Origin of the sequence: Kribbella sp. NBC_00662 (assembly GCF_041430295.1) — a bacterium.
GTDB lineage: Bacteria > Actinomycetota > Actinomycetes > Propionibacteriales > Kribbellaceae > Kribbella.
The window spans coordinates 2,514,506-2,538,026 of the sequence record NZ_CP109029.1 but is presented as its reverse complement, the minus strand read 5'-3'; the positions used below and the strand labels follow the sequence as shown (position 1 = coordinate 2,538,026).

The 23,521-nt window shown below is 68.6% G+C and carries 24 protein-coding genes; 11 read left to right on the top strand and 13 right to left on the bottom strand.

What is annotated here, in order from left to right:
* Positions 1-2 precede the first annotated feature (2 nt).
* Complete coding sequence (locus tag OHA10_RS12905) at positions 3-815, bottom strand: hydroxypyruvate isomerase family protein (protein WP_371406428.1); 813 nt, start codon at positions 813-815, stop codon at positions 3-5.
* A gap of 153 nt (positions 816-968) precedes the next feature.
* Here OHA10_RS12905 and OHA10_RS12900 point away from each other — a divergent pair, with 153 nt between their 5' ends.
* The 6 genes from OHA10_RS12900 to guaD all read left to right on the top strand — a co-directional run bounded on the left by OHA10_RS12900 (position 969) and on the right by guaD (position 10,502).
* Positions 969-2,501: a PucR family transcriptional regulator gene (locus tag OHA10_RS12900; protein ID WP_371406427.1), complete on the top strand. Its 1,533-nt coding sequence runs from the start codon at positions 969-971 to the stop codon at positions 2,499-2,501.
* A 124-nt stretch (positions 2,502-2,625) separates the two neighbouring features.
* Positions 2,626-4,554, top strand: a complete 1,929-nt coding sequence (gene uraD, locus OHA10_RS12895; protein WP_371406426.1) for a 2-oxo-4-hydroxy-4-carboxy-5-ureidoimidazoline decarboxylase — start codon at positions 2,626-2,628, stop codon at positions 4,552-4,554.
* On the top strand, positions 4,551-5,990 hold the full coding sequence (locus tag OHA10_RS12890) for a xanthine dehydrogenase small subunit (protein WP_371406425.1): 1,440 nt from the start codon (positions 4,551-4,553) through the stop codon (positions 5,988-5,990). The genes uraD (OHA10_RS12895) and OHA10_RS12890 overlap by 4 nt, the downstream gene beginning before the upstream one ends.
* Positions 5,987-8,356, top strand: coding sequence for a xanthine dehydrogenase molybdopterin binding subunit (gene xdhB / locus OHA10_RS12885; protein WP_371406424.1), 2,370 nt, complete (start codon positions 5,987-5,989; stop codon positions 8,354-8,356). Before OHA10_RS12890 ends, xdhB begins: the two co-directional genes overlap by 4 nt.
* Before the next feature lie 5 nt (positions 8,357-8,361).
* Positions 8,362-9,228 carry a xanthine dehydrogenase accessory protein XdhC gene (xdhC, locus tag OHA10_RS12880; RefSeq protein WP_371406423.1) on the top strand — a complete coding sequence of 289 codons (867 nt, stop codon included), beginning with the start codon at positions 8,362-8,364 and terminating at the stop codon, positions 9,226-9,228.
* The gene (gene guaD, locus OHA10_RS12875) at positions 9,225-10,502 is read left to right on the top strand and encodes a guanine deaminase (RefSeq protein ID WP_371406422.1); all 1,278 of its coding nucleotides are present in this window, start codon (positions 9,225-9,227) and stop codon (positions 10,500-10,502) included. Before xdhC ends, guaD begins: the two co-directional genes overlap by 4 nt.
* 84 nt (positions 10,503-10,586) lie before the next feature.
* Here guaD and OHA10_RS12870 read toward each other — a convergent pair whose 3' ends face one another.
* The 8 genes from OHA10_RS12870 to OHA10_RS12835 all read right to left on the bottom strand — a co-directional run bounded on the left by OHA10_RS12870 (position 10,587) and on the right by OHA10_RS12835 (position 16,630).
* A complete protein-coding gene (locus OHA10_RS12870) occupies positions 10,587-11,540 on the bottom strand; it encodes a type IV toxin-antitoxin system AbiEi family antitoxin domain-containing protein (RefSeq protein WP_371406421.1) in 954 nt (317 codons plus the stop codon).
* Positions 11,541-11,661: 121 nt separating this feature from the next.
* Positions 11,662-13,005 (bottom strand): 8-oxoguanine deaminase, encoded by a 1,344-nt coding sequence (locus tag OHA10_RS12865; protein WP_371406420.1) that lies wholly within the window; start codon positions 13,003-13,005, stop codon positions 11,662-11,664.
* Between the two features lie 2 nt (positions 13,006-13,007).
* A complete protein-coding gene (gene pucL / locus OHA10_RS12860; RefSeq protein WP_371406419.1) occupies positions 13,008-13,913 on the bottom strand; it encodes a factor-independent urate hydroxylase in 906 nt (301 codons plus the stop codon).
* Between the two features lie 4 nt (positions 13,914-13,917).
* Positions 13,918-14,235, bottom strand: coding sequence for a hydroxyisourate hydrolase (uraH, locus tag OHA10_RS12855; RefSeq protein ID WP_371406418.1), 318 nt, complete (start codon positions 14,233-14,235; stop codon positions 13,918-13,920).
* Positions 14,232-14,726, bottom strand: a complete 495-nt coding sequence (gene uraD, locus OHA10_RS12850) for a 2-oxo-4-hydroxy-4-carboxy-5-ureidoimidazoline decarboxylase (RefSeq protein ID WP_371406417.1) — start codon at positions 14,724-14,726, stop codon at positions 14,232-14,234. Before uraD (OHA10_RS12850) ends, uraH begins: the two co-directional genes overlap by 4 nt.
* Positions 14,727-14,817: 91 nt before the next feature.
* A complete protein-coding gene (locus OHA10_RS12845) occupies positions 14,818-15,201 on the bottom strand; it encodes a helix-turn-helix domain-containing protein (protein ID WP_371406416.1) in 384 nt (127 codons plus the stop codon).
* A complete protein-coding gene (locus OHA10_RS12840; protein WP_371406415.1) occupies positions 15,194-15,433 on the bottom strand; it encodes a thiamine-binding protein in 240 nt (79 codons plus the stop codon). Before OHA10_RS12840 ends, OHA10_RS12845 begins: the two co-directional genes overlap by 8 nt.
* A gap of 9 nt (positions 15,434-15,442) precedes the next feature.
* Positions 15,443-16,630, bottom strand: coding sequence for an aldolase (locus OHA10_RS12835; protein WP_371406414.1), 1,188 nt, complete (start codon positions 16,628-16,630; stop codon positions 15,443-15,445).
* Positions 16,631-16,745: 115 nt separating this feature from the next.
* Here OHA10_RS12835 and OHA10_RS12830 point away from each other — a divergent pair, with 115 nt between their 5' ends.
* On the top strand, positions 16,746-17,513 hold the full coding sequence (locus tag OHA10_RS12830; protein WP_371406413.1) for an IclR family transcriptional regulator: 768 nt from the start codon (positions 16,746-16,748) through the stop codon (positions 17,511-17,513).
* 74 nt (positions 17,514-17,587) lie between these two features.
* On the opposite strand, the gene OHA10_RS12825 is transcribed toward OHA10_RS12830, so the two are convergent.
* Entirely contained in the window at positions 17,588-18,211 is a 624-nt protein-coding gene (locus tag OHA10_RS12825) for an NADPH-dependent F420 reductase (protein WP_371406412.1), read from the bottom strand.
* A gap of 30 nt (positions 18,212-18,241) precedes the next feature.
* Positions 18,242-18,976, bottom strand: coding sequence for an SDR family NAD(P)-dependent oxidoreductase (locus tag OHA10_RS12820; RefSeq protein WP_371406411.1), 735 nt, complete (start codon positions 18,974-18,976; stop codon positions 18,242-18,244).
* A 121-nt stretch (positions 18,977-19,097) separates the two neighbouring features.
* On the opposite strand from OHA10_RS12820, the gene OHA10_RS12815 reads away from it, so the two are divergent.
* Positions 19,098-19,670: a TetR/AcrR family transcriptional regulator gene (locus tag OHA10_RS12815; protein ID WP_371406410.1), complete on the top strand. Its 573-nt coding sequence runs from the start codon at positions 19,098-19,100 to the stop codon at positions 19,668-19,670.
* A gap of 81 nt (positions 19,671-19,751) precedes the next feature.
* On the opposite strand, the gene OHA10_RS12810 is transcribed toward OHA10_RS12815, so the two are convergent.
* Positions 19,752-20,330, bottom strand: coding sequence for an N-acetyltransferase family protein (locus OHA10_RS12810; protein ID WP_371406409.1), 579 nt, complete (start codon positions 20,328-20,330; stop codon positions 19,752-19,754).
* Positions 20,331-20,361: 31 nt separating this feature from the next.
* Entirely contained in the window at positions 20,362-21,366 is a 1,005-nt protein-coding gene (fgd, locus tag OHA10_RS12805; RefSeq protein ID WP_371406408.1) for a glucose-6-phosphate dehydrogenase (coenzyme-F420), read from the bottom strand.
* 92 nt (positions 21,367-21,458) lie between these two features.
* Between fgd and OHA10_RS12800 the strand changes: the two genes are divergently transcribed.
* The 3 genes from OHA10_RS12800 (at position 21,459) to OHA10_RS12790 (ending at position 23,518) form a co-directional block, all read left to right on the top strand.
* Positions 21,459-21,776: a hypothetical protein gene (locus tag OHA10_RS12800; RefSeq protein WP_371406407.1), complete on the top strand. Its 318-nt coding sequence runs from the start codon at positions 21,459-21,461 to the stop codon at positions 21,774-21,776.
* A gap of 374 nt (positions 21,777-22,150) precedes the next feature.
* Complete coding sequence (locus OHA10_RS12795) at positions 22,151-22,981, top strand: carbon-nitrogen hydrolase family protein (protein WP_371406406.1); 831 nt, start codon at positions 22,151-22,153, stop codon at positions 22,979-22,981.
* 36 nt (positions 22,982-23,017) lie between these two features.
* Positions 23,018-23,518, top strand: coding sequence for a methylated-DNA--[protein]-cysteine S-methyltransferase (locus OHA10_RS12790; RefSeq protein ID WP_371406405.1), 501 nt, complete (start codon positions 23,018-23,020; stop codon positions 23,516-23,518).
* The last annotated feature ends 3 nt before the right edge of the window (positions 23,519-23,521 follow it).

Here is a 23,521-nt window from a genome sequence, read left to right as displayed (position 1 = left end):
AGTCAGCGGCGCTCGAAAGGCAGCCAGCCGAAGCTTTCGTCTGAGGTGGTGGACGGCTTGTACTCGAGTCCGACCCAGCCGGAGTAGCCGTTCGCCTCGAGGGCGGTCAGCTGCTGGTCGAGCGGGAGCGTCCCGGTGCCGGGCTCGTTGCGGCCGGGCGCGTCGGCGATCTGCACATGGGCGACCCAGTCGGTGCTGTCGGCGATGACCTTGTTCACGTCGTCGCCGTTGACCGCGAGGTGGTAGAGATCGGCGAGCAGCCCGACGTTCGGTACGTCGTACGCCGTCTGCACGCGATCGATCACGGCGAGGGCGTCGGCCGCCGTCTTCAGCGGATACCGCTCGGCGCCGCTGACCGGCTCGACGAGTACCGTCGCACCGATCCGGGCGGCGGCCCGGGCAGCGAGGCCGAGGTTCTCGACCGCGAGGTCGTCCTGCTCCTGCTCGCTGCTGCCGTCCACCCGGTTGCCGTACAGGGCGTTGAAGCCCTGGGTGCCGAGGCGCTCACCGATGCCGACGGTGACGTCGACGTTGTCCCGGAACTCGCTGGACCGCTTCGGCCAGGACACCAGCCCGCGGTCGCCGCCGGGCATGTCGCCGGCGAAGAAGTTGAGACCGGTCAGCTGGACACCGGCGTCGGTGATCGCGTTGACGAACGCGTCGACCTGCCGGTCCGGCGGAACCGCCTCGACGAACGGCCACCAGAACTCGACCGCGCTGAACCCGGCCCGGCGGGCGGCCGCCGGCCGCTCCAGCAGAGGCAGCTCGGTGAACAGCAGCGAGCAGTTCACCGTGTACCGCAGTTGGTGGCTCATCCTGACTCCAATTTCCGTATTGCGGAAGTTCATTTCTGTTCTGCGAAAACCATAGAGTTGCCGGGTCGAGACCGTCAAGGGCTGCGTCCGCGACGGCGCGGGGGTGTCTCACGTGGGCGCGCGCGTTGTACGTTCCTCTAAAGGAGGTGTGCCGTGCTGCTGACCGAGTTGCTGGATGCGCCCGAGCTCGGGCTGCGGCTGCTGCATTCGGCGGGCGGGGTGCTGGATCGCCCGATCGGGCGCCTCGTCACCACCGACCTGCTCGAGCCGGGGCGGTACCTGAACGGCGGCGAACTCGTCCTGACCGGGCTGGTCTGGCGGCGCCGGCCGATGGACAGCGAGGTGTTCGTGGCCTCGATGGCTGGGCGGGGAGCGACCACGATCCTGGCCGGCAAGGCGCAACTCGGGGATGTGCCCACGGATCTGCTCGAGGCGTGCCGTCGGCACGAGGTGACCTTGATCGAGGTGCCGATCGAGATCGCGTTCGCGGACGTCACGGAGTACGTCGCGGCAGCGGGTTCGGCCGAGACCGGGGCCCGGCTGTCGGCGAGTCTCGTCCGGCAGCGGCAACTGTTGTCGTCGATCGCGGCCGGCCGCAGCCTCGACGAGTTGGCGGCGAGGATCTCGGCGGAGATCGGGCACGACTGTCGCGTGCTGACCCCGACCGGGCGCCACGTCGTCCCCGGGCCGGGCGAGCTCGACGCCGCCGCGATCGACGCGGTGACCCGCAAGTTCCTGACCGCGGACCGAACACCGGCCGTCGCGATGACGATCGATGCGTCGTACAGCCTGTTCCCGGTCGGATCCGGGCTGGGGAACCGCCTGACGGCCTGGGTCCTGGTGATCGAGGGCGACCACAACGAATGGTCCCGCGACCATGTGGAGGCGGTGCACGAACTGTGCGCGATCGCCGCGCTGGACCGCGCCCGTCGGGACGAAGGCCGCCGGGCGCTGCGCCCCTTGGTGGCGGACGCGCTCGCGCTGGTCGAGTCCGGTGCACCGCAGGCCGAGGTCGCGGCGCGGCTCAAGCAGGCGGGATCGCACTCTGAGCGACCGATGGTCGTAGCGGTCGCGGAACTGCGCGACGACGGGCTGACCGAGGTCGCACTGAGCCTGCTCGAGGACGTCGCGCTGACGGTCGGCCCGGCGGTCGTCGCGCCAGGACGCGACGGTTTGCTGGTCGGCTTCCTGCCCTACACGCCGGAACTGCCCGAGCACGTACGACGGAGCTTCGGGCGTCTCGCTCCCGGGCTGAGCCGTGGGCGGCTCGCGGTCGGCATCAGCGGCGAGACCTCGGTCGACGCCCTCGCCGGCGCACTGGAAGAAGCCCGCTTCGCGCAGCGGGCAGCCGGCGCCGGCCGCGCCCCGGTGTCGGTGGTCACCTCGGACGAGGTCGCGTCCCACGTCCTCCTGCTCGCGACATTGCCGGACGACGTACGGCGTACGTACACCAACCGCGTCCTCGGAGCGGTCCTCGAGCACGACCGCCGTACCCATGCCGACCTGCTCACCACGCTCCAGGCGTTCCTCGCCTGCTCGTGTTCATGGACCCGTACGGCGGAGTCGCTGCATCTGCACGTCAACACCGTTCGCTACCGGATCGAACGCGTTGAGCAACTGACCGGTCGCGATCTGTCGAGCCTCGAGGACCGGGTGGACGTGTTCCTGGCGCTCAAATCCCTCTGATTGTGTGATCGCACAAAACAAACCGTTCTCCGGTCGTTCATCTTCGGAGGTTCACCGGGTGCAATCCGGAGCGCGGTGAGCAGATGCTCGGGTGCAGGTCAAAACCCCCGAGGAGCGTGTCCCGATGAAGGCAGTCCTGCGACCCCGTAGCCGGCAGACCAGCCGCCACCCCGTCGACCAGCTGCTGCCTCCGGGCAAGCTGGCGGTGTACGGCGCCCAGCACGTGCTGGCGTTCTACGCCGGAGCGGTGATCGTGCCGATCCTGCTCGCCAGTGCGATCGGTCTCACTACCGAGCAGCTGATCCACCTGATCAACGCCGACCTGTTCACCTGCGGCATCGCCTCGATCATCCAGTCCGTCGGGTTCTGGAAGGTCGGCGTCCGGCTGCCGCTGCTGCAGGGCGTGACGTTCACCGCGGTGTCGCCGATGATCGCGATCGGCCTCGCCGCGGGCGGCGGGACCGACGGCCTGCTGGTGATCTACGGCGCCGTCCTGGTCGCCGGTCTGGCCACCTTCTTCATCGCACCGTTCTTCAGCAAGCTGATCCGGTTCTTCCCGCCAGTTGTGACCGGCTCGGTCATCACGATCATCGGCCTCGCGCTGCTGCCGGTCGCGGCCGGGGACGCGGTCGGCGGCGCCGGCCCGGACGCCGCGCCGACCAGCGCGAAGAACATGGCCTACGCGCTGGGGACGCTGGCCTTGATCGTGCTGATCCAGCGCGTCTTCAAGGGCTTCATGGCGACGATCGCCGTCCTGATCGGCCTGGTCGCCGGGACCCTGGTTGCCTGGGCGTTCGGCGACGCACACTTCGGGGCGGTCGGGGATGCCGCGTGGGCCGGGGTGACGACGCCGTTCTACTTCGGCTGGCCGAAGTTCTCGGTGGCGGCGATCATCTCGATGGTCGTGGTCATGCTGATCACCGCCGTGGAGACCACCGGTGACGTGTTCGCGACCGGTGAGATCGTCGAGAAGCGGATCGGCCGCGAGGACATCGCCCGGGCGCTGCGGGCCGACGGCCTGGCGACCACGATCGGCGGCGTCTTCAACTCGTTCCCGTACACCTGCTTCGCCGAGAACGTCGGCCTGGTCCGGCTGACCCGGGTCCGCAGCCGCTGGGTGGTCGCGACCGCCGGGGCGATCATGATCCTGATCGGGCTGCTGCCGAAGGCCGGCGCGATCGTGGCCGGCGTACCGCACCCGGTGCTGGGCGGCGCGGCGTTAGCGATGTTCGCGACCGTTGCCGTGGTCGGCTTCCAGACCCTGACCAAGGTCGACTTCCACGATCACCGGAACGTCGTCATCGTCGCGACCAGCGTCGGCCTGGCCATGTACGTGACCGCACAGCCGCAGGTCGCGCAGGCCGTACCGGACTGGGCCGAGATCATCTTCGGCAGCGGCATCACGCTCGGCAGCCTGACCGCGATCTTCCTGAACATCCTGTTCCACCACGTCGGCAAGAACTTCGGCCCGGCGGTCGCGGGGCAACCGGGTGACACGGTCCGGCTGGACCAGGTGAACAAGATGACCCGCGAGGAGTTCGTCGAGACGTTCGGCGGCCTGTTCCAGGGTCCGCGCTGGGCCGTCGAGCGGGCCTGGGACATGCGGCCATACGCCGACACGCATGCGCTGCGACGTTCGTTCCAGGAGGCGTTGTTCTCCGGTTCCCGCGACGAGCAGCGCGAACTGATCCAGGCGTACCCGCAGCTCGGGTCGCAGTTTGTTGCCGACGGCCTCAGCGGCGAGGCGTCGCTGCGGGACCAGTCGGACAAGGGCCTGACGTTCCTCGGCGATCCGGAGCGCGACCAGCTGGCCGCGATCACGTCGGAGTACGAGCAGCGCTTCGGGTTCCCGTTGGTGATCTCGGTCCGCGACGCCGAGTCGTACGACCGGATCGTCGAGCAGGGGCGCGAGCGGCTGGGCAACTGCGAGAACCAGGAGCACGCCGCCGCGCTGCTCGAGATCGCGAAGATCGCCGGCTACCGGTTCGACGACTTCGTGTCCGACGCCAACCCGATCCACAGCGCACGAACCCGTTGGAGCAGCAACCGATGACTACCCAAGCACTGCGCGCCCCTGCTGTGACCGTGAACGGCGAGCTCACCGCTCTTGGCGACATCCCCGTGCACACGACGGTGCTGGACTGGCTGCGTGACCGCGGCCTGACCGGCGCCAAGGAGGGGTGCGCCGAGGGCGAGTGCGGCGCATGCTCGATCCTCGTCGCCCGGGCCGGCACCGACACTCCGACCGAGTGGACCGCGGTCAACGCGTGCCTCCTGCCGGTCGCGTCGCTGGACGGTCAGGAGCTGATCACCTCCGAGGGCCTCGGATCGCCCGAGGCACTGCACCCGGTGCAGAAGGAGATGGCGGTCCGCGGCGGTTCGCAGTGCGGCTACTGCACACCCGGTTTCGTCTGCAGCATGGCGGCGGAGTACTACCGCCCGGGTCGCACCTGTGGTGGGAACGACGATCACGAGCACGGGCCGAACGGTTTCGATCTGCACTCGCTGAGCGGCAACCTGTGTCGGTGCACCGGCTACCGCCCGATCCGCGACGCGGCGTACGCCCTCGAAGATCCGCCGGAGAACGACGCCTTCGCCGTACGCCGCGACTCGCCCCCGCCCGCGCCGGCGGCCACCGGTATGTCGTCACCTGAGGGTGAGTTCATCCGGCCGGCATCGCTCAACGAAGTACTGACCGTTCTGGGCGAGCGCAACGATGCGGTGATAGTTGCCGGGTCTACCGACCTCGGTGTGCAGGTGAACATCTTCGGGTCCCGGCCGCCGCTGACGATCGCGATCGACCGGCTGGAGGAGCTGCGCGAGTTCTCCTTCGGGGAGGACGAGGTCCGGTTGGGTGCGGCGCTGACGCTGACCGAGATCGAGCGGCGGCTGGCGGGGCGGGTGCCGCTGCTGGGTGAGATGTTCCCGCAGTTCGCGTCGCGGTTGATCCGGAACGGCGCGACGATCGGCGGGAACCTGGGGACCGGATCGCCGATCGGAGACACACCGCCTGCGCTTCTGGCGCTGGATGTTTCGTTGGTGCTGGCATCTGGTCGCGGCGAGCGGACGGTGGCGCTCAGCGACTACTTCACCGGGTATCGGCAGACCGTGAAGGCTGCCGACGAGCTGATCAAGACGATTGTCGTTCCGTTGCCCTTGGCACCGATGACGGCGTTCCACAAGATCGCCAAACGGCGCTTCGACGACATCTCCAGCGTCGCGATCGGGTACGCCGTCGACGTACGGGACGGCGTGGTGCGGGACGCGAAGATCGGGCTCGGTGGGGTCGCTGCGACGCCGTTGCGGGCCCGGGAGACCGAGGCCGCGTTGATCGGGCAGCCGTGGACCGAGGAGACCGTGCGGACCGCGGCGGCGGTGATGGCGGCGGAGGGTACGCCGATGGACGATCACCGCGCGAGTTCGTCGTACCGCTCGGCGATGCTCGGGCAGTCGTTGCTGCGGTTCTACTTCCAGGGGGTGGCGTCATGAGCTCGTTGTCGGAGCGGCCGCTCCAGCCGGTCGTCGGGGTTCCGATGCCGCATGAGAGCGCTGCGCTGCATGTGACCGGAGCTGCTTTGTATACAGACGATCTGGTGATGCGGACGAAGGACGTGCTGCATGCCTGGCCGGTCCAGTCGCCGCACACGCACGCGCGGGTGACCGCGTTACGCGTGAAGCCGGCGTACGACGTTCCCGGCGTTGTGCGGGTGCTGACGGCGGACGACGTACCTGGGGTGAACGACGCCGGGGTGAAGCATGACGAGCCGTTGTTCCCGGGCGAGGTGATGTTCAACGGGCATGCGGTGTGCTGGGTGCTTGCGGAGACGTTGGAGGCAGCGCGGCTCGGGGCGTTGGCGGTCGAGGTCGAGTACGAGCCGCTGGCGTCGTTGGTGACGGTTCGCGAGGCGATCGAGGCGGGGAGCTTCCAGGGCATCGGGCGGCATCTGGAGCGGGGTGACGTCGAGGGCGCTCTTGCCGGGGCGGCGCACGTGTTCAGCGGCGAGTTCGAGTTCGCCGGGCAGGAGCACTTCTACCTGGAGACGCATGCTGCGTTGGCGCTCGTCGACGAGTACGGGCAGATCTTCGTGCAGTCGAGTACGCAGCATCCGTCAGAGACGCAGGAGATCGTCGCGCACGTGCTTGGGCTGGCCAGTCACTCGGTGACCGTGCAGTGTCTGCGAATGGGCGGCGGTTTCGGCGGCAAGGAGATGCAGCCGCACGGGTTCGCCGCGATCGCGGCACTCGGCGCGACGCTGACCGGGCGGCCGGTGCGGCTTCGGCTGAACCGGACGCAGGACATGACGATGTCGGGCAAGCGGCACGGGTTCCACTCGTCCTGGACGGTCGGCTTCTCCGAGGACGGTCGCCTGGTGGCGCTGGACGCGACGCTGACCGCGGACGGCGGGTGGAGTCTCGACCTGTCGGAGCCGGTGCTGGCGCGGGCGATGTGTCACATCGACAACGCGTACGAGATCCCGCATGTCCGCGTCGACGGGCAGATCGCGCAGACCAACAAGACGTCGCAGACCGCGTTCCGCGGGTTCGGCGGTCCGCAGGGGATGCTGGTCATCGAGGACATCCTCGGTCGCTGCGCGCCGCTCCTCGGGTACGACGGCTCGGAGCTGCGGCGGCGCAACTTCTACCAGCCGGGCGACTCCACGCCGTACGGGCAACCGGTGCGGCACGCGGATCGGCTCGAGTCGTGCTGGAGCCAGGTCATCGACGGTGGTGACATCGGTGGGCGGGTTGCTGAGATCGAGGCCTTCAATGCGACGCATGAGCACGTGAAGCGTGGGCTCGCGATGACTCCGGTGAAGTTCGGGATCTCGTTCAACCTGACCGCGTTCAACCAGGCCGGGGCGCTCGTCCATGTTTACAAGGACGGGTCCGTGCTGATCAACCACGGCGGCACCGAGATGGGGCAGGGCCTGCACACGAAGATGCTGCAGGTCGCTGCGACCACACTGGGTGTGCCGTTGACGCGGGTTCGGTTGGCACCGACGCGTACGGACAAGGTGCCGAACACGTCCGCGACCGCTGCGTCGTCCGGTGCCGATCTGAACGGTGCGGCGATCAAGAATGCGTGTGAGCAGATCCGGGAGCGGCTGGCGCAGGTCGCCGGCGGGCGGCTCGGGATCAGCCCGTCCGATGTGCGGTTCGTCGATGGCGACGTACGAGGGTTGTCGGGCGACGGGGTGCCGTGGAACGAGCTGGTCGCTATGGCGTACATGCAGCGGGTGCAGCTGTGGGCGGCCGGGTTCTACCGGACCGAAGGGCTGCACTGGGACGCCAACGCGATGCGCGGCGAGCCGTTCAAGTACTTCGCGTACGGCGTCGCGGCGTCCGAGGTCGAGGTTGATGGGTTCACCGGGGCGTACACGTTGCGCCGGGTCGACATCGTGCATGACGTCGGCGACAGCCTGAGCCCGCTGATCGACATCGGGCAGATCGAGGGCGGTTTCGTGCAGGGCGCCGGGTGGTTGACGCTCGAAGACCTGCGGTGGGACGAATCGACCGGCGACCGGCGCGGACGGTTGTCCACGCAGGCAGCCAGCACGTACAAGCTCCCGAGCTTCTCGGAGATGCCGGAGGTTTTCAACGTCCGGCTGCTGGAGAAGGCCCACGAGGAAGGCGCCGTCTACGGCTCGAAAGCCGTCGGCGAACCGCCACTCATGCTCGCGTTCTCCGTCCGAGAGGCGCTGCGACACGCAGCCGCCGCCTTCGGCCCAGCCGGAACCAGCGTCGACCTGCCATCGCCGGCCACACCGGAAGCGGTCTACTGGGCGCTGGAGAAGGCGCGCTCAGGCGCGGCCGACTGGACTGCCACCCCCGTCGCTCCCGGAACGGGAGGGTGATCGAGATGGAGTGGGTGAAGGCGATCCAACGGCTGCGTGCCGGCCGGGCGGCCGGTGTGTTGGTGACCGTGGTGTCGGTGCGCGGGCATGCTCCTCGGGAGGCCGGGGCGAAGATGGTGGTTGCTGCCGACAACGTCTGGGCAACTGTTGGCGGGGGCAACCTCGAGGCAGTGGCGGTGGAGCGGTCGCGGGAGATGATCGCGGACGGGGTGACGGCGCCCGAGGTGTTGACGGCCGCGTTGTCCGACAAAGCGCCGTACCAGCACGGGGTTCAGTGTTGTGGTGGTGAGGTGAAGCTGTTGCTGGAGCCGTTGCCCGTGGTGCCTTCCGTGGCGATCTTCGGAGTCGGCCACGTCGGGCTCGAGCTCGCGCGGATCCTCGCGCGGCACGACATCGAGCTGCATCTCGTCGACTCCCGCGCCGATCAACTCACGACCGAGCGCCTGCAGGTGCTCGACGACGCCGTCGCACAGGTTCATGTGCACAACGTGCCGGTGCTCCCGGAGCTCGTCGTCGGTGAACTGCCGCCGGGCACCCACGCGGTGATCATGACCCACGACCACGCCGAGGACGCCGCGCTCTGCGACGTTGCCATCCGCAACGACGCGCTCGCCACGATCGGCCTGATCGGGTCCAGCGCCAAATGGACCCGCTTCCAGCGCAAACTCGCCGAGGACGGCAACTCGGCGGAGGCGATCGCCCGGATCACCACACCCATTGGCATTCCGAGCGTGACCGGCAAGGAGCCGGCCGTCATCGCGGTCAGTGTGGCCGCCTGGCTGCTCGAACGTTTTACCGCCGACCGGCATCCCGCGTCGGCCCAACCTGCCGAGCGTCGCCCCGCCTCGGCTCATCGTGAGGCGAAGGCATGACTATCTTCCGTGGCACGTTCATCGACACGCCGGAGAACCCGTTCAACGGCGGGAGCCTCCGGGTTGACAGCGACACGGGACTGCTGGTCCAGGACGGCGTGATCGTTGCTCGCGGCCCCTTCTTGGAGATTCGCAGCGCGCACCCCGCCGAGCAGGTCGTCGACCTGACCGACGGAGTCGTACTCCCGGGCTTCGTCGACACCCACGTGCACTTCCCGCAGATCCGCGCCGTCGGCGGTCTCGGCCTGCCGCTGCTCGAGTGGCTGGACCGGTACGCCTTGCCGGAGGAAGCGCGGATGGCGGACGTCGAGTACGCCACTGGTGTCGCCAACGAGTTCGTCCGCGGCCTCGCCGCAGCCGGGACCACGTCGGCGCTCGTCTTCGGCGCGCACTACTCCGACGCGGTCGACGCGCTGTTCAAGGCCGCGTCCGGCGTCGGTCTGCGGGTGACCTCGGGTCTGGTGCTCAGCGACCGACTGCTGCGGCCCGAGCTCCTCACCACCCCGGTCCGTGCGTACGCCGAATCGCTCGCCCTCGCCAACCGCTGGCACGGCGTCGGCCGCAACCGGTACGCCGTGACGCCCCGCTTCTCGCTCTCCTGCACCGACGACCTCCTCGCCACCTGCCGCGAACTGATGGAGGCGATCCCCGGCGCACTCTTCACCTCGCACGTGAACGAGAACGAGGCGGAGATCGCATCGGTCGCCGACCTGTTCGGCGGCGCCGACTACGTCACGACGTACGACCGGCACGGGCTGGTGGACCGCCGTACTGTGCTCGCCCACAACGTCCACCCGACGGACGTGGAGCTCAAGGTGCTGGCTACCAGCGGCGCCACGGTCGCACACTGCCCGACCAGCAACGCGGCCCTCGGCAGTGGGCTGTTCCCGCTGAGTCGGCACCTGCAGTACGGCGTACGCGTCGCGCTGGGATCCGATGTCGGCGCCGGCACGGGCTTCTCGCTCCTGAAGGAAGGTCTGCAGGCGTACTTCTGCCAGCAGCTGCTCGCCGACCAGGGCCGCCCGCTGACTGCGGCCCACCTGCTCTACCTGTCCACCGCCGCCGGCGCCGAGGCCCTGGACCTCCCGCACGTCGGCCACCTGAGCGTCGGCCAGCACTTCGACGCCCAACTCCTCCGGCCGGCCGACGGCTCACCGTTGGCGGTCGCGATCACCCACGCCGAAGACACCGAGGAAGCGCTGGCCCGGATCTTCACCCTGGGAACCCCGGCGGACGTCCAGGCCGTCTGGATCGACGGCACCCTCCTCCACTGACAGCCGGCCGCCCTTGGACAAGCTGCTACTTGTCCAAGGGCCGGCCGGTGTTGTTGACCTACAGAGTTTGTGACTGGCCACAAGCTATTGCCTATCGCCAGTCCCCACCGCGTACATCGACACCGCCCGCCAGAGGCGCGCGGCCGTCTCGTGCGGGCGGCCCAGGTCGGCCCAGTTGATGCGAATGACGCCGTAGCCACGTTCCCGGAGGCGGTCCTCGCGCCGCTTCTCCGCCAGTACGGCGTCCGCGGTGTCGCCGTACTTCACCGCTCCGTCGAACTCGACGACCAGTGTCCCGACCAGGAGGAAGTCGACGCGGCCGATGAATCGGCCCGCCTCGTCGCGGATCTCGACCTGCAACTCCGGTGCGGGCAGGCCGTGGTTGGCCATCAGGACACGCAGGCGAGACTCGCCGACAGACTCGCTGCGGCCGTCCGCGAACTCCACGGCCGCACGCGCCGCCGGCAGGCCGTGCCAGTGACGATGACGCCGTACGACGGCCGCGAGTCGATCGCGGGCCGACAACCCCAGTCGCCATGCGCCGTCGGCCAGGACAACCCCGACCTCGTACGACGTCGTACACGCGGTCTCCACTACCGCGCGCTCGCACGCGGTAACCTGCAGCCCGTTCAGCTCCACGATCTCGTCGGCGGCGAGCGCACCGCGATGCACACGGATCTGGCGACCAGATCGAGACTGCCCGGCCCCCAGACGGGTGAAATGGGCGGCAGCAAGGTCGGTGCCCCAGACCGGTAGCCCATGGAGCAGCGCCGCTGACTGATGGCTGACCACGACGGCCCCGAGTCGTTCCCGGGCCATCCGCACGCGCAGCCGATGGAGCCGGATCGCACGCTCCCACAGCGGCTCGTCAGCAGGCCAGCCGCGCGGATCGACGTACGAGTTGAAACTCATCCTGATCCACTGCCCGCTCTGCACCCGCTGCCGCACCTGGCTGTCGCTGTACCCGGCGGCGAGCGCGTCCGGGCGAGTGAACCACCCACCCCGGCCTGCCGCGATCACTTCCAATCTCCGGTTCATACCCAAGAACATGCCTGCGTCGCACCCGCCGCACGACGAGGGATCGCACACCTGTGGACAACCCGGCCGGGGACTGCCGATAAGGCATTGCCTATCGGCAGTCCCCGGGGGCTGGCGCCACTCAGGCGAGAAGCTTGGACTGTGTGCGAGCGACTTCAGCGGCGAGGGCGGCTGGGTCGGCGGTGAGCAGTACGTCGTGCTCTACGACCGGGCGGCCGTTGACGAGGAGGAGCTCGAGGGGCGGGGGTGTGCTGAGGACGAGCGCGGCGATCGGGTCCGGGATGCCGGCGTGGGGCAGGGTGTTGAGGTTCCACACGGCCAGGTCGGCGAGTTTGCCGGGTTCCAGGGAACCGATGTCGTCCGAGCGGCCGAGGATGCGGGCTCCGTCGAGGGTCGCCATCTCCAAGGCGGCTCTGACGGTCAAGGACTGAGGACCACCGCGAGCCCTCGCGAAGAGCAACGCGTGGCGGACTTCTTCGACCAGGCTGCCGGATTCGTTGCTGGCGGCCCCATCTACCCCCAGTCCGACCGGAGAACCGGCGGCGCGGAGGTCGGCGGTACGGGCGATGCCGGCGCCGAGGCGGGCGTTCGAGCTGGGGCAGTGGGCTACGCCGGTGCCGGTGCTACCGAGGTGCTTGATCTCGGTGTCGTCGAAGTGGATGCCGTGCGCGAACCACACGTCCTGCCCGGTCCAGCCCAGGCCGTCGGCGTACTCGAGTGGTCTGCACCCGTGCGTCTCCCGGCACCAGTCCGTCTCATCAGTGGTCTCGGCGAGGTGGGTGTGCATGCGTACGCCGCGACGCCGGGCCAGCTCGGCCGAGTCGCGCATCAGTTCGCCACTCACGCTGAACGGCGAGCACGGCGCGACCACGAGCTGCAGCATCGAATCCGGCGACGGATCGTGCCAGCGGTCGATCGCGGCTTCGGTCGCGGCGAGGATCTCGTCGCGGTCCTCGACCACTGAGTTCGGTGGGAGGCCTCCGTCCTTCTGACCGCGGTCCATCGACCCGCGAGCCGGATGGAAACGCAGGCCGACCTCGGACGCCGCAGCGATCTCCGCCGCGAGCACATCCCCGCCTTCGCGCGGGAAGACGTAATGATGGTCGGCCGCGGTGGTGCAACCGGTCCTCGCGAGTTGAGCGAGCGCCGCCCGCGCGGCGACGTACACGGTCTCCTCGGAGATCCGCGCCCAGACCGGGTACAGCGTCGTCAGCCACTCGAACAGCGTCGCGTCCGCGGCGAGCCCGCGCGTCACCCATTGGTACAGGTGCTGATGCGTGTTCACGAAGCCCGGTGTGACGAGGCATCCCGAGCCGTTGACGACCCGGGCACCGTCGTACGCCGGCGCCGGACCGGGGCCGATCGCAACGATCTGCTTGCCTTTGACAACAACATGTCCGACGAACTCGCGCCGGACCGGATCGAGGGTCGCCACGTAGGCGCCCTCGATCACGATTGTCGACATCTTCAGCAGAACCCTGGTACGGCGTGCCACGCGCTGCCCGCGTCGCTCGCGTCGTCGCGCGTCACGGTCGCCTCGATCAGCCCGTACGGGCGATCCGCGGCGATGAAGACCTCACCCGGGTTCTCGACCCCGAACGGCGAGAGGTCGACCAGGAAGTGGTGCTTGTTCGGCGCGGAGAACTTGATCTCGGCAACCTCCGGGTGCTGCTCGAGCACCGCCTCACCCATGCCGTACAGCGTCTGCTGCAGCGCGAGGCTGTGGATCGTGGCGAACCGCGAGAGCAGCAGCCCCTTGATCGCGTCGTACGACTTGTCCCAGTCGACGTCGGTGTGGTCGTAGCGCCAGCGCGCGACCAGTGAGGTCGCGAGAATCCGGTCGTTCGTCTCCGGCAGCGTCGTGTACTTGTCCTTCAGGAACCCGTGGAACTCCGACCCGGTCGACTTCAGTACGACGAGATCGCTGATCCCCGACACGACGTACGACTTCCGCTCCGCGCCACGGCCCTCGACGTTGACGACCGTCGTACGCACGCCGCCGCCCGTCCGGACGAACGAGTGGTCGTGGTCCTGACCGTCGACCTGGATCCGGTCCCAGGCGTACTCCTCGACCTCGATCCGCGCACCCTCGGCGGCCGGCGACGCCTCGAGGAAGTGTGCGCCGAGCGTCAGCGCGTAGTCCTCGATCGCGCCGACGCCCTTCTCCTTCGCGAAGGCGAACGCGGTGTTCTTCTGCGTGTCGGTCGGCAGCACGTCGCTCTGGTCGCCGGTCGTGTGCGCGGCCTCGAAGTTGCCGCGCAGCGCGGTCGAAACGTTCAGGTCGCGGATCTGGTGGCGGGGCGTGTCACGGTAGATCCGGACAACGCGGCTCTCGGCTTTGCCGTACTGGTTGGCGCCCAGGTGGATGGCCATGGGGTCAGCTCCCTCGGTAGGTGGAAAACGCGAACGGGCTGAGCAGCAGGGGGACGTGGTAGTGCCGCTCGTCGGCGACCGTGAAGGTCACGGAGACCTCGGGAAAGAAGATGTCCTGACCGGTCGCGGCGGCGTACGACGCGACGTCGAACCAGAGCCGGTAGGTACCGTGCTCCAGCTTCGGCGCGAGCTCCGCGATCCGCCCGTCGTCGTTCGTCGCACCGGTCGCCAGTACGACGTCGTCCTGGTAGAGCCGCACCGGAACACCCTGCGCCGGTCGACCCAGCGCGGTGTCGAGCACGTGCGTGCTGAGCGAACTCATGCGTCCACCACCTTGGCCAGCCGGAGCAGCGCGATCTTGCGCAGCTCCTCGTGAACGACCTTCGCCTCGGTCGCGTCGTCGTGCAGCAGACGCTCGCGGAGACTGGTGAGCATGTCCTGAGCAGACAGCCCCGTGGCGCAGATCAGGAACACCCGGCCGAACCGCTCCTCGTACTGACGGTTGCCTTCGGCAAGCTCTCGCCGGGCGCCCGGGTCGTCGCCGACGCCGGACTGCTCCTTCCGCGACCAGGACGCCTCGGTACTCACGCCCTGCGCGCGGTCCCCGATCCGCGGATGCGCCTGCAGAGCACGATCGACGTCACTGTCGTCGAGCTCCCGGAGCGACTGGTCCGCGACCGCGGTCAGTGCGGCGAGGTCGCCGTACGGCCGCTTGGCCAGGATTCCGTCGACCCACTCGGGCACGTCACAGCAGGCCGCCAGGGCCGGCCGCAGCCGGTCGGCCGGAGTGGAGTTGAACTCCTCCAGGTCCACGGATCACACACCTTCTCGAATCCCGAAATCGACTTTCCGTATGACGAGAGCGTGACACTCGACCCGCGCATCGTCAACAGTTTGTTGAAAATCAGCGGGCGCGGTTCAGGTAGTTGTAGACGGTGAAGCGGGTGACGCCGAGCGCCTCGGCCACGATCTCCGCCGATTTCCGGAACTCGAACGCACCGCGCGCCTCGAGCATCAACACCGCCTGCTGCTTGTCGCTCCGCGAGAGCTGATCGAGCGGACCACCCAGCTCACCGGCGACCTCCGCCAACAAACCCTGGACCCCGGTCGCGGCGGCTGGGTTGCTGTCGGCGGCGGGGCTGGGCAGGCGTACGGCGGCCACCGGCTTCCCGTCCCACACCAGCGGGATGTCGTCGGCGCGGGCGTCTGTAGGCGCGACGAGCTCCGCGTTCAGCCGCTCGACCAGTGGCGTGATCGCCTCGACGAGCGGGTGCAGCTGCTCAGGCATCGCGCCGTACCTGCAACGTCACCTGACTCGCGCCACCGGCGAACGCCGCCTCGAGCACCTTCGGAAGCGCGGGCAGCAGCAGATGCTGCTCGCCGCTCACCTGCGTCCCGAGCGGGCCGAACTCGCAGTCGAGGCCCGCCTCCTCGGCCGCCCGCAACGCCTCGGTCGCGTGCGCGGGCGGCGAACCCTTCACATCGAAGGGTTCGGTGGTGAACTCCGCAACGAGTCTCATGTGGCGAGGCTAGCTCTCCGGGACCGCCCTCCGGGCAAGCTTCGCGAGACCAGTTGTGTCGAACTCGGTCGTGTCGATCGCGCCGCACTCGATGCCGCGCAGTACGAACCCGGCGAGCGCCGCCGCTGTGGCCGGCTCGTCGAGGTAGCCGGATTCACCGTGGCCCAGGTACGCGCGCAGTCGGCGAGCGGCTTGAGCGAAGCCCTCCCGATAGAACAGGTACGTCGCCGCGAAGCGGGTCGGGAGCTGCGCGGGATGCATGTCCCAGCCCTGGTAGATCCCGCGGGCGAGCGAACGCCGTACCAGCCGGAAATGCAGCCGCCACGCATCGTGTACGGCGTCGCCGACCGGGAGAACGTTGGTCGAACCATCGGATACGAAGACGCCCGTACCGGCCGCGGCCAGCTGCATCACGTCCTTGGCGTGGTCCGCGACCGGGTGCTCCATGCTCTGGTACGCCGCCGCGACGCCGAGCGAGGCGGAGTAGTCATATGTGCCGTAGTGCAAGCCGGTCACGCGATCGCCGCCGGCCTTCACCATCCGGGCGATCAACGCGGTGCCGTCGGAGCCGAGGATCGCCTGCGGCGTCTCGACCTGGATCTCGAACTTGAGCCGCGGTACGCCGTACTGCTGCTCGAGGGTCTCGAGCACGAGCACCATCGCCTCGACCTGCTCGACCGAGGTCACCTTCGGCAGCGTGATCACGAAGCCGTCGGCGATCGTGGCTGTTTTGACGAACAGGTCGAGAGTGCGGACCGCGCGGCGACGGGTCGGCGCCTCGAGCGACTTGATCCGCAGGCCGTGGAACGGCGTCCCCGGCTTGACCTCCGCGGCGGCGATCGCGGCGGCATCCTCCTCGTCGTCCGGGCGGTTGCCGTAGCCGTCCTCGAAGTCGATCCGCAGATCCTCGATCGGTTCGCGCTCCAGCTTCGCGCGGACGCGGTCGTAGACGTCGTCCGCGAACTCGGCGGGGAGATCCAGCACCTTCGCGAGCTCCGCGGCCGATCCGGCGTACTCGTCGAGCGCCGCGCGCGCCTGCGAACCCCAGTCGCCTACAGTGCGAGCGTCGTACCGATCGGCCGGCACGTACACCGTGTGGATCGGCTGGCGGACGCCGCGATCGCCTCGGTAATCGGCGGTCAGCGCCGCGTCCGCAGCGGCCAGGCGCCGGTCCAACTCAGCCAGCAGTTCGTCCATAGGGCCTCCCTTTTCCGTATTGTGGAGACTAATATCTACTTTGCGGAAGATACAACACCCTGGCGCTTCCGGATTCTGGCGCTAAGCTTCCGTCATCCGGAAAGGTGGAGGTCCCATGGCGGAGACGAACGACGGCGGCAAGGCCCGTACCGGCAGTGTGCAGTCCATCGAGCGCGCCTTCGGGCTGCTCGAGACCATGGCCGACGCGGGCGGCATGATGGGCCTGTCCCAGCTGGCCACGGCCTCCGGCCTGCCGCTGCCGACGATCCACCGACTGGTCCGAACCCTCGTGGACCTCGGCTACCTCCGTCAAGAGCCGTCCCGGCAGTACATCCTCGGCCCGAAACTGATCCGGCTCGGCGAGAGCTCGTCGCACATGCTGAGCGTGTTCGCCCGCCCGCACCTCGCCCACCTCGTCGACGAACTCGGCGAATCCGCCAACATGGCGATGCTCGACGGCGACCAGATCGTGTATCTCGCGCAGGTCCCGTCGAGGCACTCGATGCGGATGTTCACCGAGGTGGGTCGGCGGGTCCTGCCGCACTGCACCGCCGTCGGCAAGGCGATCCTGGCCCAGTTCCCCGAGTCACAGGTCCGCGACCTGCTGCACCGCACCGGCATGCCCAAACACACCGACAACACGATCACCACCCCCGACGCCTTCACCACCCAACTCCACCAGGCCTCGGACCACGGCTACGCAATGGACGAAGGCGAACAAGAAGTCGGCGTCCGCTGTGTGGCAGTCGCCGTCCCCGACGCCCCGTCCCCACTGGCCATCTCCATCTCGGGCCCCGCCGGCCGCATGACCGAAGACCTCGTCGAACGAGCCGTCCCTCTCCTCACCCAAGCCGCGAAGTCTTTGTCGGAAGACCTCCACTAGGTTCTGCTTCAGCCGCCGAGGTGCTGCGGGCGGGTGCGGGAAGCCGTGGCTTGCTGGGTGAGTTGCGCGTGGGGTCAGGCGGTGAACTCGTTGACGCCGAGGGCGAAGTTCCAGTGGCCGACGCCGTTCGCGGCGAGGCCCATGGTGACGAGGCCCATTCCTTCGAGCCAGTGGGCCATTTTGAGGCCGCCGGCGTCGAGCGGGCGGAGTCCGAGGCTCTCGATGAATGCCGCTACGGCCGCCTTGGCCTCCGCATCGTCGCCGGCGATGAAGACGTTCGGTCGGCCGTTCTCCAGGACATTACGGAAGATGGTGTTGAACGCCTTCACCACGCTCGCGCCGGCCGGGGCCACCTTCGCGGCTTCCTGCGCGATCGACGTCTCCTCGCTGTGCGCCAGTCCGTCGAACGTGGCGTTGAAGGGGTTGCTGATGTCGACGATGACCTTGCCCGCGAGCGCATCCCCGTACTCCGTGACGACCGGCACGACACCGTCGTACAACAGAGCCGTGATGACGACGTCGCCGGCCGGTACGGCGCCCCACTTGCCCGTCGTCGCGCCATTGCCCAGAGCCTTGGCCAGGTCATCGGCCTTGGTCTGATCGCGTCCCATGATCTCGACGGTATTGCCGCCTGCGATCGCGAGTGTGCCGATGGTGCGGGCCATGTTCCCCGTACCGATGATGGTGAGGCCGTTCATGAGGTGCCTCTTCCGTTTGGAGGTTGTGGCTCAGATGGCGGTGGTGCCGCCGTCGGCGACGAGTTCCAGGCCGTTGACGTAGCTGGAGTCGTCGGAGGCGAGGAACAGCGCGACGCTGGCGATTTCTTCGGGGCGTCCCATCTGCCCGCGAGGGATGAGGGACTCGAATGCGGCCTTGGTCGCCTCGTCGAACAGTTCTTCCTGTTTGGCGGTGGCGACCTGGCCGGGCGTCAGCACGTTGACCCGGATGTTGCGGTCGCGCAGTTCATTGAGCCAGACGCGGGCCCAAGCCTGCTGGACGGCTTTGCTTCCCGCGTACAGGCTCCAGCCGGGGAAGGCGCCGAGGGAGGCATTGGATCCGGTCATGAGGATCGAGCCGTTGTCGTTGATCAGCGGCAGCGCCTTCTGCACGGTGAACAGGGTGCCGCGCGCGTTGAGCCAGAAGGCGCGGTGGAACTGTTCCTCGGTGATCTCGCCGAGGACGGCAGGTTCGCCCATCCCGGCGCTGGCCCACAGCACGTCGATCGAGCCCTTCTCCCGCTTGACGGTGTCGTACAAGCGGTCCAGGTCGTCGAGCTCGGCCGCGTCACCCTGTACGGCGGTGACGTTGCGGCCGATCAGCTTGACGGCATCGTCGAGTGCTTCCTGCCGCCGGGCCTGGATGAAGACGTGCGCTCCTTCCTCGACGAACAGCTTGGCGCCGGCCAAAGCCATGCCGGTGGATCCGCCGGTGATCACAGCGACCTTGCCATCGAGCTTTCCCACGATCACTCCGTTGAGTTGATGAATCTTATGTACACCAGATTGTGTACGTAACGTATCCGACGGCGTCGGCGGAGCGCAAGCTAAGTACACCGATCGGTACCGAACGGTCTATGCTGGAGGCATGACGGAGTTGGAGAAGGGTCCCCAGGGCCGGCGCCGGGGCAGGGGCGCACGCGAGCGCATCCTCAGCGCGTCACAGCAGCTGTTCCGCGATCAGGGCATCAACCGCACCGGCATGGACCAGCTCTGCGCCGTGGCGCAGGTGTCCAAGCGCACGGCGTACCAGCACTTCAGCACCAAGGACGAACTCGTCGCGGAGTACCTGCGCCGGTTCGATCCCGACGTCATGCCCGGGGTGTTCGACCGCACCGACCTCACCCCCCGCGAACGACTCCTCGCCGCCTTCGAGATCCCCGCGTCCACGCCGCTGTGCCCCTACATCGCGGCGGCCGTCGAACTCCACGACCCCGAACACCCGGCCTCCCAGTACGCCCGCGACTACAAGACCGCCATCGCCACACGCCTCACCGAAACCGCCCGCGAAGCCGGCGCCACCAACCCCGAAGAACTCGGCGAACAACTGGCCCTACTCATCGACGGCGCCTCGGCCCGCACCCGAGTCCTCAACACCAATTCCTTCCCCACCGCCACCACCATCGCCAAGGCCCTCATCGACAACGCCATCCCCGCGTGATCTCCTCGGCCGCCGGACGCTGAGCGGGCGGGTGGGCAGCTCGCGGGGACCGCAGTACGACGGGGGCGAACGCAGTACGTCCTACTCAGGTGCGTAGGTTCGCCACTGCTCCGTCACCTGATATCCCAGCGACTGATTCGCCTGGAGACTCGCCTGGTTGGCCGCTGCGCCGCCCGTCGAGAAGCGGGTGATGCCGATGTCGAGGAAGGCGAGGATGGAGGCGGCTTTGACGGCTTGGCCGACGCCGCGGCGGCGGTGGGTGGCGAGGACCGAGGTGAAGTAGGTGTCGCCGAAGCCGTCCTTCTGGCGGATCACCGTCGCGCCGACGAGCCGGTTGCCGTCAAAGGCACCGAACACGCGATAGGCCGGCCACAGCGCACGGACGTCGGCGAGCTCGCCCACCACCCGATGCGTCGCCGGCGTGTACGGATAGTCCGGCTCGTTGGTCTTCTCGAGGTTGTGCAGGACCTCTGCCGACTCGGGCCCGAGCTCGCGGATCGTCAGCCCGCCGGCGGTTGCCCGGCGTACGGCGGTCTCCAGCAACTCCCGATCCGGATCGAACAACCGCACCGCCCACGACTCGGCGACCACGCGGTAGCCGGCTGCTTCCAGCTCGGCGCACCGCGGGTCGTCGTCGCGAACGATTTGATAGTCGGGCACTCGCTGATTGTGAGCCGCCCGACCCCTCAGCTCAAGACAGTTTGCGCAGCAAGGGCAGAACGTCTTCGGTGAACTGCGTCAGGAACCGCTCCTGATCGTTCCCCGGACCGTGTACGACGAAGTGGTTGAAGCCCGCCTCGAGGTACGGCTGGAACTGCTTCACGACCTCCTCGGGGTCGGACGCCACGATCCACCGCTTCGCGACCTGCTCGATCGGCAGTTCGTCGGCGAGCCGCTCCATCTCGGTCGCGCTGGTGACGCTGTGCTTCTGCTCCGGCGTCAGCGACAGCGGCGCCCAGAACCGCGTGTTCTCCAGCGCGGCGGCCGGATCCCGGTCGTACGACACCTTGACCTCGAGCATCCGGTCGATGTCCTCGAAGCTCTTGCCGGCCTTCTCGGCGCCTTCGCGTACGGCGGGGATCAACTTGTCCGTGTACAGGTCCATCCCCTTGCCGGAGGTGGCGATGAAACCGTCGCCCACACGCCCGGCGTACTTCGCGACGAGCGGTCCGCCTGCAGCGACGTACACCTTGATCGGCGTCTCGGGACGGTCGTAGATGAACGCGTCGACGGTCTTGTAGTACGGCCCCTCGGAGCTGACGCCGTCCTTCGTCCACAGGTCGCGGATCAGCTGCACCGACTCACGCAGCCGGGCGAAGCGCTCCTTGAACTCGGGCCACTCCATCCCGGACACGGCGATCTCGTTCAGCGCCTCGCCGCTGCCGACGCCGAGCATGACACGCCCGGGGTACAGCACGCCGAGGGTGGCGAACGCCTGCGCGATCACGGCCGGGTTGTACCGGAACGTTGGCGTCAGCACCGACGTACCGAGCAGCACCCGGTTGGTCCGCTCGCCCACGGCCGCCATCCAGGCGAGCGCGAACGGCGCATGGCCGCCCTCGTGCCGCCACGGCAGGAAATGGTCCGAAACGGTCACACTGTCGAGCCCCAGCTCCTCGGCCCGGACGGAGTACTCCACCAGCTCCCGCGGCCCGAACTGCTCCGCCGACGCCTTGTACCCGACTCGAATGCTCACCCTCTGCTCCCAACCATCGTCTTGGTCGTACTCCGAGGACAACCGCGTCCAGGTCCGACTTTATGCCGCCCGTGGTCGCTACCATCCATGGCGTGTACACGGACGACGCGCGAGTGCTGGGTCTGATCGGTACGACGTTCCGGACCGCCGCGCTCCCGCGGATCCGGGTCGTGGTGCCGCGGGCGCTCGCGGAACATGCGGTGGTGGCGTGGCAGCGGGACGAGTCCGGCAGGCTGCCGTCGCCGGAGAATCCGGCCGACCGGAAGCGTCGGGACCGGGCCGGCGCGCTCGCGCAGATCGGTCTCGCGATCACCGAACACGGCCAGGTGGACGTCGACGGAAACACGATCGTCGATCTGAGCCCGGAACTGGTCGGCGTCGCGATGGACGCCGCCGACGACCTCGCCTGATCACCTCGCCTGATCACCTCGCCGACAATTCGCTCGACCAGCTTGATCGACCAGCTTGATCGACCGCCGCGTGTTAGGTTGACGTCGGTCGCGGCGCTCGGCGAGGATATGGGTCCGGCGCGGCCCGCGCCTCACCTTCGTCGACCGGCCCCAGCGCGGTCACAGTGAGAAGGCAAAGGGACTTCCTGTCTCGGGCCGCTCGTCCTGGTCAGCCGCCTCGACGGGATCGCTGGGGGATCGCGTGCGAGTGCGTGGAAGGCCAGATGACAGCGCACAGGAACTTCAAGCAACGGGTCCGAGCCCGCGCCGCGAAAACCGGTGAGTCCTACACGTCTGCCCTCCGGCACTTCCGTCCGACTCCAACAGGAGAAGACATGCCGGAACCGTTCCGTATCGCCGTCGCCCAGTCGACGGTGCACGAAGACCCGACCAACCCGACGCTGCTCCGGGAGAGCGGCGCCGAGGTCCGCTCGCTCATGCGGGAGGCGGCCGCGGCCGGCGCCCGCCTGGTGCAGTTCACCGAGGGCGCGATCTGCTTCCCGAGCAAGGTCGTGCTGTCCGCGCTAGGGCCTGACGAGATCGGCCCGTCGGACTGGACCAAGGCCGACTGGGCGGTGCTCGAGGACGAGCTCGCCCAGATCACCCGGCTCGCCGGGGAGCTCGGGATCTGGACCGTGATCCCGTCGGTGCACCAACTGCCGGACGCGCGTCCGCACAACAGCGCGTACGTCGTCTCCGACAAGGGCCAGGTGGTAGCTCGGTACGACGACCGGGCGCTCTCGACCACGAAGGTGACCTGGATGTACACGCCGGGCACGGCGCCGGTGACCTTCGAGGTGGACGGGTACCGCTTCGGGCTCGCGCTCGGGCTCGACGTGCTGTTCCCGGAGCTGTTCACCGAGTACGACCGGCTCGGCGTCGACGCCGTGCTCGTCTCGTACGCCAGCACGCACGGGCCGAACGGGCACATCGGGGTCCAGGTGTGCGGGACCGCCGCGAACAACACCTGCTGGATCAGCCTCGCGGTCACCGCGAACCCGGAGACGGGTCTGGTGGCCGGGGTGGCGGATCCGCGCGGCGCGTGGGTGGCGCAGGCGTCGGCCGACGGGCGGCCGGCGATCGCGGTCGCCGAGATCCAGCCGGACGAGAGGACCACTGTGGGCCGCGCCTTCCGGCAGCGGACGCGGGAGCGGATCGGGTCGTAGGCCTCACAGGTCCGGGTGCCGGCGCGTTCTATCTGTATGAACAGGCACGCGATTGTCAGCACCCGGATCGGTGACCTCACGGTGGTCGCCGACAACGACGTACTGGTCGGCGTCTACTTCCCGCATCACTGGATCAAGCCGACCGCGGAGACGCTGGGTGAACGGGTCGAAGCCATCGACCCGTTCATCACCGCGGTCGTCGAGCAGTTGGAGGAGTACTTCGCCGGCGCACGGGCGAGCTTCGACCTCCCCACCCGGTTGCACGGCGACGAGTTCCAGCGCCGCGTGTGGTCGGTGCTCGAGGAGATCCCGTACGGCGAGACCACGACGTACGGCGAGATCGCGGCGCGGCTCGGTGAGCCGGCCCACGCCGCGCAGGCCGTCGGTAAGGCGGTCGGGCAGAACCCGTTGTCGATCGTGATCCCGTGTCACCGGGTGATCGGGAAGAACGGCTCGCTCACCGGGTACGCCGGCGGGCTCAAGCGGAAGCAGTTCCTGCTCGACCTCGAGCAGCCGGTCGGGGCCCGGCTGTTCTAGCGG

Bases quoted from the DNA above. Each gene is read 5' to 3' on its own strand.
- OHA10_RS12905 (WP_371406428.1), bottom strand. From the start codon at position 815: ATGAGCCACCAACTGCGGTACACGGTGAACTGCTCGCTGCTGTTCACC.
- uraD (WP_371406426.1), top strand. From the start codon at position 2,626: ATGAAGGCAGTCCTGCGACCCCGTAGCCGGCAGACCAGCCGCCACCCC.
- OHA10_RS12890 (WP_371406425.1), top strand. From the start codon at position 4,551: ATGACTACCCAAGCACTGCGCGCCCCTGCTGTGACCGTGAACGGCGAG.
- xdhB (WP_371406424.1), top strand. From the start codon at position 5,987: ATGAGCTCGTTGTCGGAGCGGCCGCTCCAGCCGGTCGTCGGGGTTCCG.
- xdhC (WP_371406423.1), top strand. From the start codon at position 8,362: ATGGAGTGGGTGAAGGCGATCCAACGGCTGCGTGCCGGCCGGGCGGCC.
- guaD (WP_371406422.1), top strand. From the start codon at position 9,225: ATGACTATCTTCCGTGGCACGTTCATCGACACGCCGGAGAACCCGTTC.
- OHA10_RS12870 (WP_371406421.1), bottom strand. From the start codon at position 11,540: ATGAACCGGAGATTGGAAGTGATCGCGGCAGGCCGGGGTGGGTGGTTC.
- OHA10_RS12865 (WP_371406420.1), bottom strand. From the start codon at position 13,005: ATGTCGACAATCGTGATCGAGGGCGCCTACGTGGCGACCCTCGATCCG.
- pucL (WP_371406419.1), bottom strand. From the start codon at position 13,913: ATGGCCATCCACCTGGGCGCCAACCAGTACGGCAAAGCCGAGAGCCGC.
- uraH (WP_371406418.1), bottom strand. From the start codon at position 14,235: ATGAGTTCGCTCAGCACGCACGTGCTCGACACCGCGCTGGGTCGACCG.
- OHA10_RS12845 (WP_371406416.1), bottom strand. From the start codon at position 15,201: ATGCCTGAGCAGCTGCACCCGCTCGTCGAGGCGATCACGCCACTGGTC.
- OHA10_RS12840 (WP_371406415.1), bottom strand. From the start codon at position 15,433: ATGAGACTCGTTGCGGAGTTCACCACCGAACCCTTCGATGTGAAGGGT.
- OHA10_RS12835 (WP_371406414.1), bottom strand. From the start codon at position 16,630: ATGGACGAACTGCTGGCTGAGTTGGACCGGCGCCTGGCCGCTGCGGAC.
- OHA10_RS12830 (WP_371406413.1), top strand. From the start codon at position 16,746: ATGGCGGAGACGAACGACGGCGGCAAGGCCCGTACCGGCAGTGTGCAG.
- OHA10_RS12825 (WP_371406412.1), bottom strand. From the start codon at position 18,211: ATGAACGGCCTCACCATCATCGGTACGGGGAACATGGCCCGCACCATC.
- OHA10_RS12815 (WP_371406410.1), top strand. From the start codon at position 19,098: ATGACGGAGTTGGAGAAGGGTCCCCAGGGCCGGCGCCGGGGCAGGGGC.
- OHA10_RS12795 (WP_371406406.1), top strand. From the start codon at position 22,151: ATGCCGGAACCGTTCCGTATCGCCGTCGCCCAGTCGACGGTGCACGAA.
- OHA10_RS12790 (WP_371406405.1), top strand. From the start codon at position 23,018: ATGAACAGGCACGCGATTGTCAGCACCCGGATCGGTGACCTCACGGTG.